The sequence below is a fragment of the Streptomyces sp. NPDC058052 genome, from assembly GCF_042885515.1.
Taxonomy (GTDB): Bacteria; Actinomycetota; Actinomycetes; order Streptomycetales; family Streptomycetaceae; genus Streptomyces.
On the sequence record NZ_JBHVRX010000006.1, the window covers coordinates 270646 to 287495 of the forward strand.

Below are 16850 nucleotides of genomic sequence, written 5' to 3' on the forward strand. Positions count from 1 at the left end.
CGGAGCCGACCCGATGACCCTCCACGACCGCCCGCGCCGCACCGCGGCCGGCACCGGCAGAAGGAGCCCGCACGACCGGCGCGCCGAGATCCTGGAGAGCGGCCTCGCCGTCTTCGGCGCCCTCGGCTTCGACGAGGCCACCGTCGAGGACATCACGCGGCGGTCGGGCATCGCCAAAGGCACCTTCTACCTCTACTTCGACTCCAAGGACCACGTCCTCGGCGCCCTCTGGCAGCGGTCCGTCGACGCGCTGCTCGTCCGCGCCGAGGTCATCCTCGGCGACGGCGCCCCCTGGTGGGACACGCTCGACCGCCTGCTCGCCCGGATCATCCACCACGCCCTGGAGCACACCGCGCTCCGCCGCATCGTCTACCGCTCGGCCAACGCCCGCGCGCTCCGGATCTGCCGCGCGTCCGACGAGCACGTCATCGCCGTCCTGGCGGACTTCGTCACCCGGGGGGCCCAGGACGGCGCCTTCCGCACGAGCCACCCGCACTGGGCCGGCCGCATGCTCTACCGGGCCACCGACGCACTCCTCCGCGACCAGATCTCCGCCCCCGCCCCCGCCGACGCGCGGCCGCTCGTCCGCAGCGTCCTGGAATCGGCCCACCGCACCCTCGGCGACGCCGGACCGGCCTCGCCTCCGCCCGACCCGCACCCCGTACGAAAGGCTCCTCCATGTCCGGATACGCCCTCTCCCACGTCGACCTCAGCGTCAGCGACCTCGACCGTTCGGAGAAGTGGTACTCCAGGCTCCTGGACGCCACCCGCGTCCTCGACGGCACCAACGACGAACACGGCTTCGCCTTCCGCTACCTGAAGACGCCCGCCGGCACCCTGATCGGCCTCATCCGCCACGACGAGCAGGACCCCGCCCCGTTCTCCCCGCGCCGCACCGGCCTCGACCACCTGTCGTTCGCCGTCGACTCGCCCGAGGAACTCCGCGCCCAGCTCCGGAAACTGACCGACCTGGACGTCCCGCACAGCGGCATCGTCGAGCAGCCCACCGGCGACGCCATCGCCTTCCTCGACCCGGACGGCATCCAGCTCGAGTTCTACCGCCTCACCGTCCAGCCCTGACCTCCCGGCGCACCGCGCCAGGAAACGCGCCAGGAAACGCCGAATCCCCCCGAGCCCGAGGGCCCGGGGGGATTCGGCCGTGACGCCTACACGAAGTGGAAGTAGTTCCACTTCTGGCTGGCGCCGCCGTGGCACTGCCACTGGTTGGCCGCCGTGCCCCAGGCCGTCGACCAGCCGCCGATCTCCAGGCACAGTCCGCTGTTGGCGTTCCTGATCTCGTTCGGGGCGTAGGTGATGCTGTCCGAAGTGGGCACGATCCAGCGCTGGTTGAGCCCGCCCGTGCAGTCCCACTGACGCACGGGAGCGCCGTTGTCCTTGCGCCAGTCGGCGACCTCCAGGCACTTGCCGCTGTGGCCGTTGACGATCCGCGCGAGCCCCGGCTCGGCGGTCCGCTCGATCACCCAGACCTGGTTGTCGCCGCCGGTGCACCCCCACTGGTCGGCCGGCGCGCCGTTGTCGGTCCGCCAGCCGCCGATCTCCAGGCACCAGCTGCTGTGGTTGTTCTTGATCCTGGTTCCGTACGCCTGCGCCGACGCGGGCGACGCGGACATCAGCGTGACGAGCAGGCCGAAGGCCGCGGTCAGGCCGGCGATGAGCTGTGTGCGATTCGTGCGCACCGATCCCCCTGTTGTGTGTTCGCTCCCTCCACGGGCGTCGCCGGAGGCCGGGCCGGCGCGACGGCCGGCACGCCCCGGCGGCCCGGGAAGTCAGCGCATTAGATCATGACGCGAGCATGCCCGCCTGGTCGTTCGTGCACGTGTCGAACCACCTGCCCCGGCCGTACGGCCGGGTGACCACCGGACCCGGCCGTGCGACCACCGGACCCGGCCGTACGACCGGCGGACCTGGCGCGCCACCGCCGGACCCGGCCGCGCGACGGCCGTGAGCCAGGTCACAGGGGAAACCTGTCAGCAATCGGAGCGCTGTCCCGTTCAAGTCGCCGAGACCGAACGAAAGAGACGGGAGTACGTCATGAAGCACCGCATCGTCGTCCTCGGCGCCGGCTACGCGGGGGCCTTCGCCGCCGGAACGCTGGCGCGCCGGCTGTCCCCGGCGGAGGCCGACATCACCGTGGTCAACGCCGAACCCGACTTCGTCCAGCGGCTGCGGCTGCACCAGCTCGCGGCCGGCCAGGACATCGAGGCGCCGCGGCTCGCGGACGTCTTCGCGGGCACCGGGGTACGGCTGCGCCTCGCCCGCGTCACCGCGGTCGACCCCGAGCGGCGGGTCGTCACCGTGGCCGACGCCGGCGGCGGCGGCGACCTCGGCTACGACACCCTGCTCTACGCCCTCGGCAGCCACGCCGCCGACCGCGCCGTCCCCGGCGTGGCCGAGCACGCCTTCGACGTCACCACCCGGCCGGCGGCGCTGAGGCTGCGCGCACGCCTGGACGGCTTGAGCCGGCGGGCCGGGGGCGGAAGGGTCCTGGTCGTCGGTGACGGCCTGACGGGCATCGAGGCCGCCACCGAGATCGCCGAGTCCCGGCCCGGTCTCCGGGTGACCCTGGTCGCCCGCGGCGAGCTGGGAGCCCCGCTCTCCGCCGGAGCCCGCCGCCACCTGCGCCGGGCGTGCGGCCGTCTCGGCATCACCGTGGTGGAGCACACCGGCGTCGAGGCCGTCGAAGCGACGCGGGCGCTGTGCGCGGACGGTACGGTCCTGGACTCCGACGCGACCGTGTGGGCGGCCGGGTTCGCGGTCCAGCCGATCGCCGCCGCGGCCGGCCTGGAGGTCACCGAGCACGGCCGGATCGTCGTCGACCGCACCATGCGGTCGGTCTCGCACCCGAACGTGTACGCCGTCGGCGACAGCGCCGTCGCCGTCGGGGACAACGGCCTGCCGCTGCCGATGTCCTGCGCCTCGGCCGGCCTCACCGGCATGCAGGCCACGGCCGCGATCGTCGGACGTCTGACGGGCGGCAAGGTCCCGCACGTCAAGCTCTTCTACGTGGGCAACCACGTCAGCCTCGGCCGGCGGGACGGCATCGTGCAGCTGGTCGACGACGAGGCGCGGCCGAAGCCGAAGCACCTGGGCGGAGGGAACGCGGCGCGGATCAAGGCGGCCGTCCTCGCGATGTCGCTGTGGGCCACCTCGCACCCCACGTTCGGCCTGCCCCACCGGAAGCGCCGGCTGACCGCCGTACCGGAGGCGCGGGCGCTCGCCTCGCACACGCCGGGCGCGTCCGCCGGCCGGGCGGCCGCGTAACCGCCCCGGGACGATCACCGTGAACGCGGCGACCACCGACCTCTTCGACACCAGCCGGTTCGAGGCCGACCGGAACCGGCTGGCCTCGCTCGCCTACCGCATGCTGGGCTCCGCCTCCGACGCCGAGGACGCCGTCCAGGACGCCTTCCTGCAATGGCAGGCCGCCGACCGGCACCGGATCAGAGTCCCGGAGGCATGGCTGACCAAGGTCGTCACCAACCTCTGCCTCGACCGGCTCCGCTCGGCACGGACCCGCAGGGAACGCGCCGCCGGCACCTCGCTCCCCGAACCCCTCCTCGAAGGCGACCCGATGCTCGGCCCGGCCGACACCTTCGAACAGCGCGAATCCGTCTCCCTGGCCGTCCTCACCCTCATGGAACGCCTCTCGCCCCTCGAACGGGCCGTGTACGTCCTGCGCGAGGCGTTCTCCTACAGCCATGCCGAGATCGCCGGCATCCTCGACATCGCCGAGTCCGCCAGCCAGCAGCACCTCCACCGGGCCCGGCGCCGCGTCACCACCGCGCGCCGGGGCGGCGAGGCCGATCCGGCGGCCGCCCGCAGGATCGTCGAGGCGTTCCTCGCCGCCGCGGCGTCGGGCCGCACCGAACGACTGGTGGCGCTGCTGACCGACGACGCCACCGCGATCTCCGACGGCGCGGGCCTGGCCAGGCGGCTGCTGCTGTTCGACACCCCGGAGCGCGTCGCCGCCGTCGTACGCGCCGGCTTCAAGCCGACTCCGGCCAAGCACCGCTTCGCCGGCGGCACCCCCGCCGTCCACTACGTCCTCGTCAACAGGGCGCCGGCCATCCTCTTCGCCGTCGGCGACCGGGTGATCGGCGCCGTGATGTTCGACCTCGCGGGAGGCCGGATCGCGACCGTGCGCGGCATCGCCGCCCCCCACCGTCTCGCCCGCCTCGCCAGGACCTGGCAGCGACGCGAACCGGACACCCCGCTCCTCGACCGATGGTCCTCCGACACCGTTCAGGGGCTCGCTCAGCAAGGGTGACCGGAGAATCCCATGGCCTTCCGGACGGTCGTGCCGCTACCGTTCGGCGTCTTGATCACATCGGTCCGGGGGGACTGGCATGCGCACGCGTACGAGCGTTCTGGCGACGGCACACATCGTGGCTCTCGCCGGCCTGCTCCTGGTGTCGGGCTGCGGCCCCGAGCGGCAGTCCGGGCCGGCCGGCGGAGCGGCGTCCAGGCCCTCTCCCTCCGCGACCTCGCCCACCGCGGTCGCCGCGGCCCCCTTGAGCGCGGCCCAGCTCAAGAGCCTCGTCTTCAAGGTCGGGGAGGTCCCGCAGGACCGCGGACCGCTGGAGGCGCGGGAGCCCCGGCCGGACGCGGAGGGGCGGACTCCGCGGCCCGTCTCCGTGCCCGCCTGCCGGCCGCTCGTCGACGTCCGCGACAGCGAGGACGCGCACGCCCGCGTCCACCAGATCTTCAACTGGAAGAAGAACATCATGGGCGGAGCCTCCCTCCTCGCCTCCTACGAGGGGGACCGGGCCCAGCGGCGCTTCGCGGAGCTGAGGAAGGCCCTCGCCGACTGCCGCTCCTACGAGGGCGAGGGATACGCCGGGAAGTTCGAGGTCACCGTCGAGGAGGAGAAGCCGCCGGCGGTCGGGGACGAGGCGATCGCCTTCAGGGAGACCATCCTCGTGGGAGCGGACATGGGCGGATTCCGCAGCGAACAGTTCACCGTGGTGCGCACGGGCGGCGCCCTCGCCGTCTTCTCCGAACTGAGCGTGGGCAGCGAGCTGTCCTTCCCCGCGGAACTGATCGCCCGGCAGGTGGACCGGCTGCGGAACGCCCAGCGCCCCTGACCGGCCCCGCGCACGCCGAGGCGCCGCCGCCCGCAGGAAGCGCTCAGGCGTCCGTGCCCGGACAATCCCCACGCCCCGGGCAGGGCCAGGACGGAGGCTGCGACGCCCCGGGCAGGGCCAGGACGGAGGCTGCGTTGCCCCGGGCAGGGCCAGGACGGAGGCTGCGTTGCCCCGGGCAGGCTAGGACGGAGGCTGCGGCGGAGCGACGCTCCGGCGGCCGGAGCCCCGGCAGTACGAGCAGTCCATGCCGAGACCGCACTCCCCGCACGGCCGGCCGTCCAGGAAACCCAGCCCCTCGCATACGAAGCAGCTGCCCCAGCCGTCGCACATGCCGCACAGTTCGTAGCCGGCCCCCACCGTCTCCGCTGTGGCCGCGCGCGGCGGCCGTAGCCACTGGGCGCGGAACCAGACGGTGGGGGCCGTGCCCCACGCGCTCAGCCGGCCGGGCTGCGGGCAGAAGAGGCCGGCCTCGAACCCGTCCCGCCACGCACGGAACCGAGGCCCCCGGGCGTCCTCGCCGGCCTCGACTCCCCAGCCCGAGGCACGCATCGCGTCGGCGGCGGCGGTCACGTCCGCCGGGAGGACGACGCCCGGCAGGCTCAGCCGCACCGCGTACTGACGGCCCATGGCCCCGCGCGTCGTGCGCCGTTCCCGGGTCCACTCCTCCGTCTCCGGTTCCGACCCGAGACCGACGACGGCCACCAGCACCGCCGTCACCTCGGCCCGCAACCAGTTCGCTGCGCGCTCGAACTCCTCCGCCGCACCGGCCGTCTCCCCGCCCACGTCCACCTCCGACTCCCTCCCGGTCCGCACGCGCCCCTGGATACGATGCCCGCATGTCCCACTCCATGTGCGCGCTCGTCGTGGCCGGTCAGGTCGACACCACGAGGGCCCGGTCCGTGGGACTGCACGCGAGACTCACGTACGAGGACGTCAGCGTGTTCCCGATCGACCACTACTTCTCGGCCTATTGGGCCGCGGTGCGGGGCAACCCCGCATCGCTCGACCTGCCCGACGGGATCGTCTCCGAGAGCGTGACGTTCCCGGGCGAGGCCGTGCTGCACGACCTCGCCCGCGAGGTGAGCGGCAGGGACAGGCCGCTGTTCGCCGTCGTCCAGACCGAGTACGTCGCCGGCACGGGCGGACAATGGGCGGCCGCCTTCGACGGCGAGGCACGACTGACGCCCGACGGGGCGACGGTCAACCAGGCACTGGCGGCACTCGGCGTGCGGGCGACCGCCACGACGGACGAGTTCGACACGATCGGCCTGGGAACGTTCCGCGGCAACCCGGAGTACCTGCGCGCCTACGTGGCCCTGTGCGACGAACTCGGGGTCTGAGCCGCCGGCCCCCCGCGCCCGGCCGCATCCCGGCCTTCCGCGGCGGCAGGGACAGCGCCTTGTGCAGCGTGTCCCGGGCCCACCCCGCACCGCAGCAGGAGCAGGTCAACTCCGCCTCCCACCACCGCCACCGGCGATCATGGGCGCCGTCCTTCCACAGCGTGATCGACCGGCCGGATCCTCGTACCGGCGCCGCCGCGTCCCCGCCCCGTACGGCATGGTCACGCGCCGGCGGGGTACGGCCCCGTACGAGCGACTCGAAGGGGGAAGCGCGTGCGGGGGAGTGCGAGGAACGAGGGACGCGGCGACGGGGCCGGACGTCTCCAGGAGGCCGCGGAGGCGGGGGACGTCGCCGCGGCGTTCCGGTACGGCCTGTATCTGGGGACGCACGACGACAGGACGGGCGGCGAACGGTGGCTGCGCCGTGCGGCCGAGCAGGGGCATCCCGAGGCGACCGTCACGCTCGGCGTGCTGCTCCACGAGTGGGGCAGGCCCGCCGAGGCGGAGCCGCTGCTGCGCCGGGCCGCCGGCGCCGGGCACGTGCGGGCGATGGAGATCGTCGGGTATCTGCTGCGGTCGCGGGGGGAGCATGCCGAGGCGCTCCTCTGGTACCGGCGTTCGGCCGAGGGCGGCCATCCGCACGCGATGGCCGTGCTCGGGTCCCTGTGCCACGAGCGGGGTGCCACCGAGGAGGCCGAGGGCTGGTACCGCCGCGCTGCCGAGGCGGGTCTGGCCGACGCCGCCTACGCCCTCGGGCACTCGCTGTCCCAGCGGGGCGAGGCCGCCGACGCCGACCGCTGGATCCGCCGGGCCGCGGCCGGGGGTTCCACCGCCGCGATGAACACCCTCGGGGCCCGGTCCCTGGAGCAGGGGGACAGGGAGGCGGCGAAGTCCTGGTACCGCAAGGCGGCCGCCGCGGGTGACGACGAGGGCGGGCGCCGGCTCGCCTCGCTGCTCAGCGGCGCCGAGTTGCTCGCCGAGCTGGAGAACTGGCTGACCGAACGTGCCCGGAAGGGGGACGTCAACGCCTTCCTGGCCCTGGGGCGGGCCCATGAGCTGCGGGGTGACCTGTACGTGGCGCAGGGCTGGTACGAGAAGGCCGCCGCGGCCGGCCACGTGGGTGCGATGACCCAGCTGGCCGAGCTCTCGGAGCGGCAGGGGCTCACCCGCCAGGCGCGGGCGTGGCGGCGCAGGGCGGCCGCCGCGGCACCGCCGCCGGAGGAGGGGACGGAGGGAGGGGCGGGACGCGGCCGGTAGACGACTTCCGTCCCGCGGGGGTGGACGACTCCCGCCCCTGGCGCCGGGGTCGGGTGACGTCCGCCCCTGGCGCCGGGTGCGTTCCGCCCCGTGGCGCGCGTGCCCGGTCGAGGGGCCCCGGGATCACCGGGGGTCGTGGAGCCAGTCGCCCGGGATCAGGTCGCGGAGCCGGTCGAGGTCCGCTGCCGTCCGGCCGCGGGCCAGGACGGCCGCGCCGTCGTCGTCGCGCAGCAGGACGTCCCGGCCCAGGAACCACCGGATCGCCCCGCCCGGGGGGTACGCGGGGAACGGCAGCCGGACGGAGTGGGCCTCCATCAGCGCGAGGTCCTCGCCGTCCGGTTCGAGGAAGTCGCAGACGTCCTCGTCGGCCTGGACGGACTCCGACAGGACGATCTCGACGAAGCCGAGGGACAGGCGCCCCAGCCAGTCCTCCCACCGCTCGGCGCTCTTGTCGGCGAGGTCGAGCCGGACGAACACCGCGGGATCGTCGTCCTGGAGGCTGTCGAGGAGGATGCCCCAGATGGCGGTTCCCTGGTTCTCGTGACGGAAGACCAGGGCCTCGCCCGCGTCGTCGACGTACAGCTCGGCGGGGTCGAGCAGCACATCGTGGTGGCAGGTGAGGTCCCGCCGGCGTCCGAAGAGCAGATACGCCTCGCGCAACGCCGTCGGCAGCCGGAACCCCAGCCTCTTCTCGGCGGCGGCGAGATCGTCCTCCGTCCAGCCGTCGTCGCCGACCAGCGCGGCGCCGGCCCAGTGCGCGGCGAAGTCCCGGACGAAGCTCCATGCGCCGTCGCGGCCCTCGACGCCTCTGGCCAGCGACGCAGCAAGATCAAACTCTTGAGTCATGCCAGGACGATAGCGGCCACGGCCCGCCGCTCTCCCCGCACCCCGATGGGCCCGCGACAGGCCCTGCGACAGTCCCTCCGGCAGACCCCTCGGCGGCCCCTTGGCGGGCCACCGGCGGTGCCACCCCGTCCCGTCGACCGCCCGAGGAGTGCGGTGGAATGGTCGCGTGACCGCACACGACGTGGCCCGGGCCCTGCCGGGCATCGAGGACCTCCGCGCGCACTGCCGCGGCCTGGCGATGCTGGACGCCGTGCTCAGCCCGGAACGGGACGGCGGTTCCACTCCTTCGACTCCCGCTGGGGCGAGGGGCGGCAGCTGGCGTCCCTGCGCGACGGGATCGGCGGTGAGTACGCGATCGTGTTCTCGGCCGCCGGTGCCTACGTCCGGGGCTTCGACCACGCGTCGCCCATGAGTCCGTGGGCCCGCATGGACAGGCCCATGGTCTGGCCCGGAGTCCTGGACGACGTACCGGACGGCTTCCGTCCGTACGTGTCCGAGCCCGCCTTCTGCGACGAGGACGGCGTCCCCTTCGTGACGTGCTGCCTCTGGCGAGGGGCGTCCGACTCCGCATGGCGGACCGGAACGATGGCCTTCCCCGCGGAGGGCGACGGGGACCCGGACGGCGCGAACGACCTGTTCGCGCTTCTCGTCGACCGCTCACCGGAGGCGTACGCCGCCTGGGCGTCCGACTATCACGAGACACCGGTCGACGCCGGTGCCGTCCGCGCCCTCCTGGACCTGAACCCGCTGACGGACGACATGGTCGTCGCGCTCGGCCCGGACATCGCACTCTCGGACCTGACCGGGGACGCCGCCGAGATCGGCTACCCGGTCCGCCGGCCCGGCGTGGCGTAGCCGACGGCTGTCGTCGGACCCGGGCCGGCCCGAGCCGGCCACACGCGTCCGCAGCCGGCCGGAGGCGTACGTCCCGGTCAGCCGGGGGTGAGGAGGCAGAACTCGTTGCCCTCCGGGTCGGCCAGAACGCACCAGGAGAGGGCGGACTGGTCGATGCCGGGGTCGGTGGCGCCCAGGGCGCGCAGCCGGGCCTCTTCCGCCGCCAGGTCGTCACCGGGGTAGGGGCGCACATCGAGGTGGACGCGGTTCCACACGGTCTTCGCGCCGGGGGTGCGGACGAACTCCAGGTAGGGGCCCACGCCTTGCGCGGAGCGCAGGGTCGCGTGGTCGTCGGTGACCTCGTGCGGCGTCCAGTCCATGGCCTGGCCCCAGAACCGGGCCATCTCCCGCGGGTCGGCGCAGTCGACCACCACGGCGGCGACCGGCCCGGTGTCTTCGTAGACGGGGCGCGGCTCCAGGACGCAGAACTCGTTGCCCTCCGGGTCGGCCATCACCGTCCACGGGACGTCGCCCTGACCCACGTCGGCGAGTGTCGCGCCGAGGTCCTTCAGACGCGCGACCAGCTCCGCCTGATGGGCGGTCGAGACCGTGGCCAGGTCGACGTGCACCCGGTTCTTCACCGTCTTGGGCGTCGGGTCCGCGACGATGTCGATGCAGACGGCCACGGGGTCGGGGTAGACGAAGCCCACCGGTTCGAGGTTGGTCACCCCGGGACCCTCGCTGTCGACACCCCAGCCGAGTGCCTCCGCCCAGAACCGGCCGAGCGCGGAGTCGTCCTGAGCCTTCATGTTGATCTGTACGAGACGTGTTGCCATGCGGTCGATCGTAGAAGCCGCTCCTTGTGCCGGACCTCTCGGTCGGGCGGGAGCCGGCGCCCGCCCGCGTCCGGCGGCACGGGTCAGCGTTCCGGACGCTCGGGAACGGCTTCGGTGCCCGTCCGGGGGCGGGGCCGGGGGAACGCGCCGGCGAGGGGAACGGACCGGGTGTATCCCGTGGGTTTGCTGGTGAGGTGCCACACCCGGTCGTCGGACTCGCAGCGGTAGTACCGGGCTTCGGGCGCCCGCCCGTTCTCCTCGGCGGCACGGACGGCGGTCACGTCCTCCAGGGCCGCCGCGGCACGGGCGGCCGTCGGGTGCTGCACCTTTCCGCAGCGGCACTTGCTGCCGCCGACGACGGGGTGGTCGGGGGCTCCGGCCGGCAGGGTGACGTGCGCGGCGAAGTGGTCCACGTCGCCGATGCGCAACCGTCTCCACCAGCCGATGCCCGGTGGACGGAGGAAGTAGGCGCGGACCTTGCCCTGCTTGGTGCTCCGGACATCGGATGTGAACATGACGACGGCCCCGGAGGGATGGAAGCCCTCCAGCCGGGCCCGCAGCGGGTGGACGTCCGCCGTGACCCGCCACCCCGCCGCCACAAGGACGGGACCGAACCGGGCGATCCTCTCGCCCGGGGTCTCCCCGTGGGGCCTGGGCGGCGCGACGCTGTTGCGCGCGGCACGCTCGGCGTCGGTGAGCCGGTGCTCCCGGGTCAGGGCGCGCGAGACGAGGAACGCCCGGCTCGGTGGTGCAGGACGTGGGGGCTGTCCGGTCATCGCGGCTCCCGTCGCCGGCTCGAACCTCGCGGAGAGCTGGTCATTTTTGCAGCCTGTCCGCCCGAGGGGTGTGCGATTCGGCCATCGCCGGACGGTCCGGTGTCCACGATGGCCCTGGACGCGCCACCGCCCGCGACGGCGGCGCCGCGCGGCCGTCGCGGCCGGAGCGGCTGAAGCGGGCGGGCGGGCGGTGACGGGGCCGCCGCCGTCCGGGGCGACGGTGACGGGCCGCCGTCGTCCTGGCCGGTGGTGACGGTTCGGCCAGGTCAGGCGATCGGCTCGGCGACGAAGACGGGGATCTCCCGCTCGGCCCGCAGCTGGTAGTCGGCGTAGTCCGCGAAGGCCGCGACGGCCCGGTCCCACCAGATCCGGCGCTCCTCGCCGGTCACGACGCGCACCTTCATGTCCCACTGCCGCGTCTCGTCGCGCAGCACGATCTGGGGGGAGGCGACGAGGTTGTGGTACCAGACCGGGTGCTTCTCGGCGCCGCCGTTGGAGGCGACGAGCGCGTACGCGCCCTCGTGCTCCACCCGCATCAGCGGCGTCTTGCGGAGCTTGCCGCTCTTCGCGCCGACGTTCGTCACGAGCACCACGGGCAGGCCCCGCATGGTCGTCCCCTCGGTGCCGCCCGACGACTCGTACAGCTCCACCTGGTCCCGTACCCACTGCGACGGACTGGGCTCGTAGATTCCATCGAGCGGCATGCCGTTCTCCTCTCGTCGTCCAGCGGCGGCCGGCCTCTCCGGAGCGCGCCGCTCCGCCCACTCCATCACGGCTGCCGCCGGTGCCACCAGAGGGGATCGCCGGGGCGGCCGACGGGGGAGGGGGCGGAGAGGCGGCGGCTCCGGGCGTGCCGTGCGTCAGATCCCTCCGCGAGCGGTCCGGCGCGCCGCGTTCTCGTGCCACTCCCGGCCGATCGACCGCATCAGGGCCGGGTAGACGCCGAGGTACCGGAACGGCTTGATGCCGAGCATGTACAGGGAGCCGAGGCGGCCGTTGGGCTTCACCAGGACGGCCATCTGGCCGCGGTAGCCGCCGTTCCCGTCAGGCACCCATCCGATGTGCATCACCCCGTGCATGGTCTTGTTGGCGTACTCGCTGGCCCACTCGTCGTGCGTCTGGAAGACCGAGGTGAAGGGGGCCGAGCCGAGGTCGGGCCCCCGCGGCCCCTCGCGCAGGTCGTCCGGGAGCCGGTCGCGCAGGGTGGCCACCCTGCCGCCGACGCCCGAGTCCGGCTTGTCCCAGCCGAGCAGCGCGCCGAGCTTCCAGCGCACCGCGAAGAGGAAGCGGCCCACGGGGTTGCCGCCGTCCGGCCCCTTCGTGCCGCCCGCCATCTGTTCCACCAGATGGTGCAGATCGTCCGGGCCGCCCGGCGTCGGCAGCGCCCACAGATCCTCGAGCCGGAAGTCGCCGGCGATCTCGTGGACCCGCCAGGGGCGGGACGTGTAGTCGGTCGGGGGAAGGCGCAGCGCGTTCATGACGACCCCTGTCTATACGGTGGCGTATAGATCGAGCATAACCCCGTTCTATACGGCGCCGTATACTCGGGTCGGAACAACGTGAGGGGAGGGGCGGCATGGGCGCGATCCGTACGCCGCGGATCCGGTGGATCGAGGAAGGGCTGCGGGCGCTGGCGGCCGGTGGCCCCGAGGCCGTCCGGGTCGAGGTCCTGGCCCAGGCCCTCGGTGTCAGCAAGGGCGGCTTCTACGGCTACTTCCGCAATCGCGCCGCCCTCCTCGACGAGATGCTCGACACCTGGGAACGCGGGGTCACCGAGGACGTCATCGAGCGGATCGAGCGCGACGGTGGCGACGCCCGCGAGCGGCTCGGACGGCTCTTCGACGTCGTCGGGGCGGCCGAGACGCCCGTGACCAGCGCCGGCGTCGAGCTCGCCGTACGGGACTGGGCGCGGCGCGACGAAGGCGTCGCGGGCCGCCTCCGCCGGGCCGACAACCGGCGCATGGACTACCTCCGCGCGCTCTACGGCGCCTTCTGCCCCGACGAGGGCGATGTCGAGGCCCGCTGCCTGATCACCTTCTCCCTGCGCATCGGCGACCACCTCATCGCCGCCGACGACGGCCCGCGCCCCCGCGCGGAGGTCCTCGCCGCGGTCAGGGAGCGACTGCTGGCGGAGCCCGGCACGCCCTGACGCCGGCGCCGCAGGCGCGTGAACCGCTGAGGGCCCTCCCGTGAGGGCGAGCGGGCCCGGTGCCCCGGCGCGGGTGCCGGCGGGCGCCCCGGTCAGCCGCCGCCGGACGCCGGGCGGGTCGCGGTGAGGACGCCGATCTTGTCGATGCGGTGCTCGGGGTTGCCCTGGGCGTCGCGCCAGAAGTTGCCCGCCGCGTCGTCCTCCGGAGTGGCGCAGGTGGAGAGCGTGATCATGGCCCGGGTGGGCCGCTCGCCGGGCTCCCCGGGGACGGCGGCCCGCTGTTCGGCGAGGGACCGGTCGGAGCGGAAGGACGTGCTGCGCGTCTCGACGATCCGGTAGGTGTACGTGGTGCCTTCTGCGGTGACGCGCACGGTGTCGCCGACGCCGACGTCGGGCAGGTCGCGGAGCGGGCCCCCGGCGGAGAGCCGGTGCGCGGTCACCTGGTAGTTGCCGACGTCGCCGGGGCCGACGCCGCCCCGCTCCCCGTACGGGCTGGCCGCCACACCCCGGTCCTGGATGCGGGTGCCCGCCCGGTCGTCGGTCTTCCCCTCGTACGGCACGACGCGCAGGTCCGTCACCCCGATCGACGGGATGTCCAGCTCGGCGGGGCGCGGGCGCGGGGTGGGCGTCGCGGCCACGGGCTCGGGCGCCTCGGTGGTGCGGGCGGGCGGGGGCGCGGTGGCGGTGGGCGCGGGCTTCGGCGGGGCCGCGCCGGAGGGGTCCGGGGCGCCCGCGCCGGAGGTCGCGGCGCCACAGCCGGCGAGCAGAGCGAGAAGCGCCGTCGCGGCAGCGGCGGCGTGGCGGGTACGGCGGGCTCGGGTCATGGCTCTCGACCACCTGGGCGTGGACGGCACCTGCGTGCTGGCGGGAACGACGGACCGCCGCACCGTATTCCCGCCGGCGGTCCGCTCGCCCCTGGCGGGTCGATTTTTGCAGGCTCTGCATTTTTGCGTAGCATGCACGCATGACAGAGGGGGTGCCCGTCCGCGGCGGGCTCAGAGAGCGCAAGAAGAAGGCGACCCGAGCGGCCCTGGTGGAGGCGGCCGTCCGCCTGGCGGCCGAGCACGGGGTCGAGAACGTCACCGTCGACGCCATCAGCGCGGCGGCGGGCGTCTCCGCGCGCACGTTCTTCAACTACTTCGACTCCCGCGACGAGGTCTTCGTCATGATCGGCGCGGACGCCGGCGACCGGGTCCGCCGCGCCGTGCTCGCCGCCCCCCGCGCGCTGTCCCCGCTGGAGGCCCTGCGCGAGGCGCTGGCGGCCGAGCTGGAGGAGATCGAGAAGCAGCGCGAACTCTGGCATCTCCACGCCGAAGTCCTGCGTGCCGCACCGCAGTTGCTCGCCCGAAGCCTCGGCGCCCACATGGCCGACGAACTCGGGCTCGCGGAGACGCTCGCGGAGCGCATCGGAGCCGGGTCGCCGCTCTTCGCGGCGGAACGCCCCGCGTTCTCCACGGCCGAGGACCAGGCGCGCCGACGCGAACTCGGGCTGTACCCCCGCCTCCTGGCCGCCGTCGGCTCGACGGCCGTCCGCGTCGCCGTCGAGCACTGGTGCGTCCGGCAGGGCGAGGTCGGCTTCGCGGACGTCTTCCGCGAGACCTTCGAGCACGTCGCCGCGGGCTTCCCCCCGCCGCCCGCACCGGATGCGCCGGACGTACCGGCCGTGTCGCAGGGGCCGGTGGCCCCCACCGCACCGGCTGCGCCGGAGCCGCCGGACACCACGGCCACCCCACCCGTCCGGTCCTGACCCGACGGCACCGCCGCCGGCCCCTGCCGGGCACCGGGTCCCTCCACCGGCAGCCCCGCGCCCCCGAGAGCCTCCGCCGCGCGCAGCGCGGCCCCCACCCCGAACACAACGTGAGAGAGAAGCTGTGAACGCAACAGCGGCGCCGGTCGAGGCGCCACCGACCGCGATGTCGGACCGGCAGATACTCCAGGCCATGTCCGGCCTGATGGCGGGCATGTTCGTGTCCATCCTCGCCGGCACCGTGGTGGCCAACGCGCTGCCCCGGATCATCGCCGACCTGGGCGCGAGCCAGTCCGCGTACACCTGGGTCGTCACCGCCGAACTGCTGGCCATGACGGCCACGGTGCCGCTCTGGGGCAAGCTCGCCGACCTCTACAACCAGAAGCTGCTCCTCCAGATCTCCCTGGGCCTCTTCGTCGTCGGCTCGCTGCTGGCCGGGTTCTCCCACGATGTCGGGCTGCTGATCTTCAGCCGCGTGGCCCAGGGCATCGGCGCCGGCGGTCTGACCGCCCTCGCGCAGGTCGTGATGGCGGCGATCATCCCGCCCCGCAGGCTCGGCAAGTACGCGGGCATCTTCGGCGCCGTGTTCGCCGTCGGCACCGTCGCCGGTCCGCTCATCGGCGGCGTCCTCGTCGACACCTCGTGGCTCGGCTGGCGCTGGTGCTTCTTCATCGGCGTCCCGTTCGCGCTCCTCGCCATCGTGCTGCTCCAGCGGACCCTGAAGCTCCCGAGCGTCCGCCGCGAGGCGAAGATCGACTACCTGGGCGCCTTCCTGATCGTCGCCGGCGTCAGCGCGCTCCTCATCTGGGTCTCGCTGGCCGGCAACAGCTTCGACTGGGCGTCCTGGCAGACCGCGGCCCTGACCGGCGGCGGCCTGGTGCTGCTCGCCGCGGCGGTCCTCGTCGAGTCCCGGGTGTCCGAGCCGATCATCCCGCTCGGCATCTTCCGCAACCGCACGGTGGCCCTCACCACCGTCGCCAGCCTCTTCGTCGGCCTCGCCATGTTCGGCGGCACCGTCTTCCTCTCCCAGTACTTCCAGATCTCCCTCGGCAAGTCCCCGACGGTCGCCGGCCTCATGAGCCTGCCCATGATCCTCGGCCTCCTCGTCTCCTCCACCATCGCCGGACAGATCATCAGCAAGACCGGCCGCTGGAAGGTCTACCTCGTCGCCGGCGGCATCCTGATGACCGCCGGTCTCGGCCTCCTCTCCACGATCGGCGCCGACACCCACTTCGGCCTCCTCAGCCTCTACATGGCCGTCATGGGCATCGGCGTCGGCATGCTGATGCAGAACCTGGTCCTGGCCGCGCAGAACGACGTGCCGGCCACCGAACTCGGCGCCGCCACCTCCGTCCTCTCCTTCTTCCGCAGCCTCGGCGGCACCATCGGCACCAGCGTCCTCGGCGCGATCCTCGCCAGCCGCGTCGCCACCGAGATGAGCAAGGGCCTCGCGGACGCCGGCGTACCGGCCGAGGGCGGCGCCGCCGGCCACGGCGCGGTGCCGGACATGACGGCCCTCCCCGGCCCGATCCGCGAGATCGTGGAACACGCCTACGGCGTCGCCACCGGCGAACTCTTCCTCGTCGCCACGCCCTTCGCGCTCCTGGCCGTGATCGCCGTCCTCTTCGTCAAGGAGAAGCCGCTGAAGACCACCAGCGGCATGCAGCGCCTCGCCGAGGAGGCCGGCGACGCCGGCCGCGACGGCTCCGGCGACACGCCCCGCACGACCGCCGACGCTCCGGCGTAGCCCGCCGCACCGTCCGGCACCCCCCGGCGAGCCACCGCCCCCGCGGCAGGCTCGCCCCCCAGCGGCCTCCTCCACGTCCCGGCGTGGAGGAGGCCGCGGTGCGTGCGGCACCGGAGAACGGCGGTCCGGCCGAACCTGGGTCCGGCCGGCCTGCACGACGGGATCGGGAGAACCCACCGGCACCTCGGCCGGTGGGGCCTCACCCCGTCGGGC

The 16850-nt window shown here is 74.0% G+C and carries 18 protein-coding genes and 1 pseudogene; 11 read left to right on the top strand and 8 right to left on the bottom strand.

Annotation, left to right across the window (positions count from 1 at the left end; genetic code table 11):
• Window positions 1–13: 13 nt before the first annotated feature.
• Both ACFVU3_RS11845 and ACFVU3_RS11850 read left to right on the top strand, forming a co-directional pair.
• A pseudogene (locus ACFVU3_RS11845) lies at window positions 14–217 on the top strand (TetR/AcrR family transcriptional regulator); the annotation flags it as partial.
• 461 nt (window positions 218–678) lie between these two features.
• Window positions 679–1080, top strand: a complete 402-nt coding sequence (locus ACFVU3_RS11850; protein ID WP_390065716.1) for a VOC family protein — start codon at window positions 679–681, stop codon at window positions 1078–1080.
• Window positions 1081–1166: 86 nt separating this feature from the next.
• Here ACFVU3_RS11850 and ACFVU3_RS11855 read toward each other — a convergent pair whose 3' ends face one another.
• On the bottom strand, window positions 1167–1697 hold the full coding sequence (locus ACFVU3_RS11855; protein WP_390065717.1) for an RICIN domain-containing protein: 531 nt from the start codon (window positions 1695–1697) through the stop codon (window positions 1167–1169).
• A 355-nt stretch (window positions 1698–2052) separates the two neighbouring features.
• On the opposite strand from ACFVU3_RS11855, the gene ACFVU3_RS11860 reads away from it, so the two are divergent.
• From ACFVU3_RS11860 to ACFVU3_RS11870, 3 genes are all read left to right on the top strand, one after another.
• Complete coding sequence (locus tag ACFVU3_RS11860; RefSeq protein WP_390065718.1) at window positions 2053–3282, top strand: NAD(P)/FAD-dependent oxidoreductase; 1230 nt, start codon at window positions 2053–2055, stop codon at window positions 3280–3282.
• 19 nt (window positions 3283–3301) lie between these two features.
• Entirely contained in the window at window positions 3302–4288 is a 987-nt protein-coding gene (locus ACFVU3_RS11865; RefSeq protein ID WP_390065719.1) for a sigma-70 family RNA polymerase sigma factor, read from the top strand.
• A 79-nt stretch (window positions 4289–4367) separates the two neighbouring features.
• Complete coding sequence (locus tag ACFVU3_RS11870) at window positions 4368–5105, top strand: hypothetical protein (RefSeq protein WP_390065720.1); 738 nt, start codon at window positions 4368–4370, stop codon at window positions 5103–5105.
• 180 nt (window positions 5106–5285) lie between these two features.
• Here ACFVU3_RS11870 and ACFVU3_RS11875 read toward each other — a convergent pair whose 3' ends face one another.
• Window positions 5286–5918: a hypothetical protein gene (locus tag ACFVU3_RS11875; RefSeq protein WP_390065721.1), complete on the bottom strand. Its 633-nt coding sequence runs from the start codon at window positions 5916–5918 to the stop codon at window positions 5286–5288.
• Window positions 5919–5941: 23 nt separating this feature from the next.
• Here ACFVU3_RS11875 and ACFVU3_RS11880 point away from each other — a divergent pair, with 23 nt between their 5' ends.
• Both ACFVU3_RS11880 and ACFVU3_RS11885 read left to right on the top strand, forming a co-directional pair.
• Complete coding sequence (locus ACFVU3_RS11880) at window positions 5942–6445, top strand: hypothetical protein (RefSeq protein WP_390065722.1); 504 nt, start codon at window positions 5942–5944, stop codon at window positions 6443–6445.
• 273 nt (window positions 6446–6718) lie between these two features.
• Complete coding sequence (locus ACFVU3_RS11885) at window positions 6719–7702, top strand: hypothetical protein (protein ID WP_390065723.1); 984 nt, start codon at window positions 6719–6721, stop codon at window positions 7700–7702.
• Between the two features lie 123 nt (window positions 7703–7825).
• Here ACFVU3_RS11885 and ACFVU3_RS11890 read toward each other — a convergent pair whose 3' ends face one another.
• A complete protein-coding gene (locus tag ACFVU3_RS11890) occupies window positions 7826–8548 on the bottom strand; it encodes an SMI1/KNR4 family protein (protein WP_390065724.1) in 723 nt (240 codons plus the stop codon).
• A 438-nt stretch (window positions 8549–8986) separates the two neighbouring features.
• Here ACFVU3_RS11890 and ACFVU3_RS11895 point away from each other — a divergent pair, with 438 nt between their 5' ends.
• Window positions 8987–9403: a hypothetical protein gene (locus ACFVU3_RS11895; protein WP_390065725.1), complete on the top strand. Its 417-nt coding sequence runs from the start codon at window positions 8987–8989 to the stop codon at window positions 9401–9403.
• A 77-nt stretch (window positions 9404–9480) separates the two neighbouring features.
• On the opposite strand, the gene ACFVU3_RS11900 is transcribed toward ACFVU3_RS11895, so the two are convergent.
• From ACFVU3_RS11900 to ACFVU3_RS11915, 4 genes are all read right to left on the bottom strand, one after another.
• On the bottom strand, window positions 9481–10218 hold the full coding sequence (locus tag ACFVU3_RS11900) for a VOC family protein (RefSeq protein WP_390065726.1): 738 nt from the start codon (window positions 10216–10218) through the stop codon (window positions 9481–9483).
• An 83-nt stretch (window positions 10219–10301) separates the two neighbouring features.
• Window positions 10302–10994, bottom strand: a complete 693-nt coding sequence (locus ACFVU3_RS11905) for a hypothetical protein (protein WP_390065727.1) — start codon at window positions 10992–10994, stop codon at window positions 10302–10304.
• 266 nt (window positions 10995–11260) lie between these two features.
• Window positions 11261–11698, bottom strand: coding sequence for a nitroreductase family deazaflavin-dependent oxidoreductase (locus tag ACFVU3_RS11910; protein WP_390065728.1), 438 nt, complete (start codon window positions 11696–11698; stop codon window positions 11261–11263).
• 156 nt (window positions 11699–11854) lie between these two features.
• On the bottom strand, window positions 11855–12472 hold the full coding sequence (locus tag ACFVU3_RS11915) for a DUF2867 domain-containing protein (protein ID WP_390065729.1): 618 nt from the start codon (window positions 12470–12472) through the stop codon (window positions 11855–11857).
• 98 nt (window positions 12473–12570) lie between these two features.
• Between ACFVU3_RS11915 and ACFVU3_RS11920 the strand changes: the two genes are divergently transcribed.
• Entirely contained in the window at window positions 12571–13143 is a 573-nt protein-coding gene (locus tag ACFVU3_RS11920; protein WP_390065730.1) for a TetR/AcrR family transcriptional regulator, read from the top strand.
• A gap of 92 nt (window positions 13144–13235) precedes the next feature.
• Here ACFVU3_RS11920 and ACFVU3_RS11925 read toward each other — a convergent pair whose 3' ends face one another.
• Window positions 13236–13967: a class E sortase gene (locus ACFVU3_RS11925; RefSeq protein ID WP_390065731.1), complete on the bottom strand. Its 732-nt coding sequence runs from the start codon at window positions 13965–13967 to the stop codon at window positions 13236–13238.
• A gap of 140 nt (window positions 13968–14107) precedes the next feature.
• On the opposite strand from ACFVU3_RS11925, the gene ACFVU3_RS11930 reads away from it, so the two are divergent.
• Window positions 14108–14890, top strand: a complete 783-nt coding sequence (locus ACFVU3_RS11930) for a TetR family transcriptional regulator (protein ID WP_390065732.1) — start codon at window positions 14108–14110, stop codon at window positions 14888–14890.
• A gap of 166 nt (window positions 14891–15056) precedes the next feature.
• A complete protein-coding gene (locus ACFVU3_RS11935; RefSeq protein WP_390065753.1) occupies window positions 15057–16637 on the top strand; it encodes an MDR family MFS transporter in 1581 nt (526 codons plus the stop codon).
• Window positions 16638–16850: the final 213 nt, after the last annotated feature.

Excerpts from the sequence above, each read along its gene's own strand:
- ACFVU3_RS11895 (WP_390065725.1), top strand. The coding sequence starts at position 8,987 with ATGGTCTGGCCCGGAGTCCTGGACGACGTACCGGACGGCTTCCGTCCG.
- ACFVU3_RS11920 (WP_390065730.1), top strand. The coding sequence starts at position 12,571 with ATGGGCGCGATCCGTACGCCGCGGATCCGGTGGATCGAGGAAGGGCTG.
- ACFVU3_RS11860 (WP_390065718.1), top strand. The coding sequence starts at position 2,053 with ATGAAGCACCGCATCGTCGTCCTCGGCGCCGGCTACGCGGGGGCCTTC.
- ACFVU3_RS11870 (WP_390065720.1), top strand. The coding sequence starts at position 4,368 with ATGCGCACGCGTACGAGCGTTCTGGCGACGGCACACATCGTGGCTCTC.
- ACFVU3_RS11900 (WP_390065726.1), bottom strand. The coding sequence starts at position 10,218 with ATGGCAACACGTCTCGTACAGATCAACATGAAGGCTCAGGACGACTCC.
- ACFVU3_RS11910 (WP_390065728.1), bottom strand. The coding sequence starts at position 11,698 with ATGCCGCTCGATGGAATCTACGAGCCCAGTCCGTCGCAGTGGGTACGG.
- ACFVU3_RS11880 (WP_390065722.1), top strand. The coding sequence starts at position 5,942 with ATGTCCCACTCCATGTGCGCGCTCGTCGTGGCCGGTCAGGTCGACACC.
- ACFVU3_RS11935 (WP_390065753.1), top strand. The coding sequence starts at position 15,057 with ATGTCGGACCGGCAGATACTCCAGGCCATGTCCGGCCTGATGGCGGGC.
- ACFVU3_RS11905 (WP_390065727.1), bottom strand. The coding sequence starts at position 10,994 with ATGACCGGACAGCCCCCACGTCCTGCACCACCGAGCCGGGCGTTCCTC.
- ACFVU3_RS11850 (WP_390065716.1), top strand. The coding sequence starts at position 679 with ATGTCCGGATACGCCCTCTCCCACGTCGACCTCAGCGTCAGCGACCTC.
- ACFVU3_RS11925 (WP_390065731.1), bottom strand. The coding sequence starts at position 13,967 with ATGACCCGAGCCCGCCGTACCCGCCACGCCGCCGCTGCCGCGACGGCG.
- ACFVU3_RS11890 (WP_390065724.1), bottom strand. The coding sequence starts at position 8,548 with ATGACTCAAGAGTTTGATCTTGCTGCGTCGCTGGCCAGAGGCGTCGAG.
- ACFVU3_RS11930 (WP_390065732.1), top strand. The coding sequence starts at position 14,108 with ATGACAGAGGGGGTGCCCGTCCGCGGCGGGCTCAGAGAGCGCAAGAAG.
- ACFVU3_RS11915 (WP_390065729.1), bottom strand. The coding sequence starts at position 12,472 with ATGAACGCGCTGCGCCTTCCCCCGACCGACTACACGTCCCGCCCCTGG.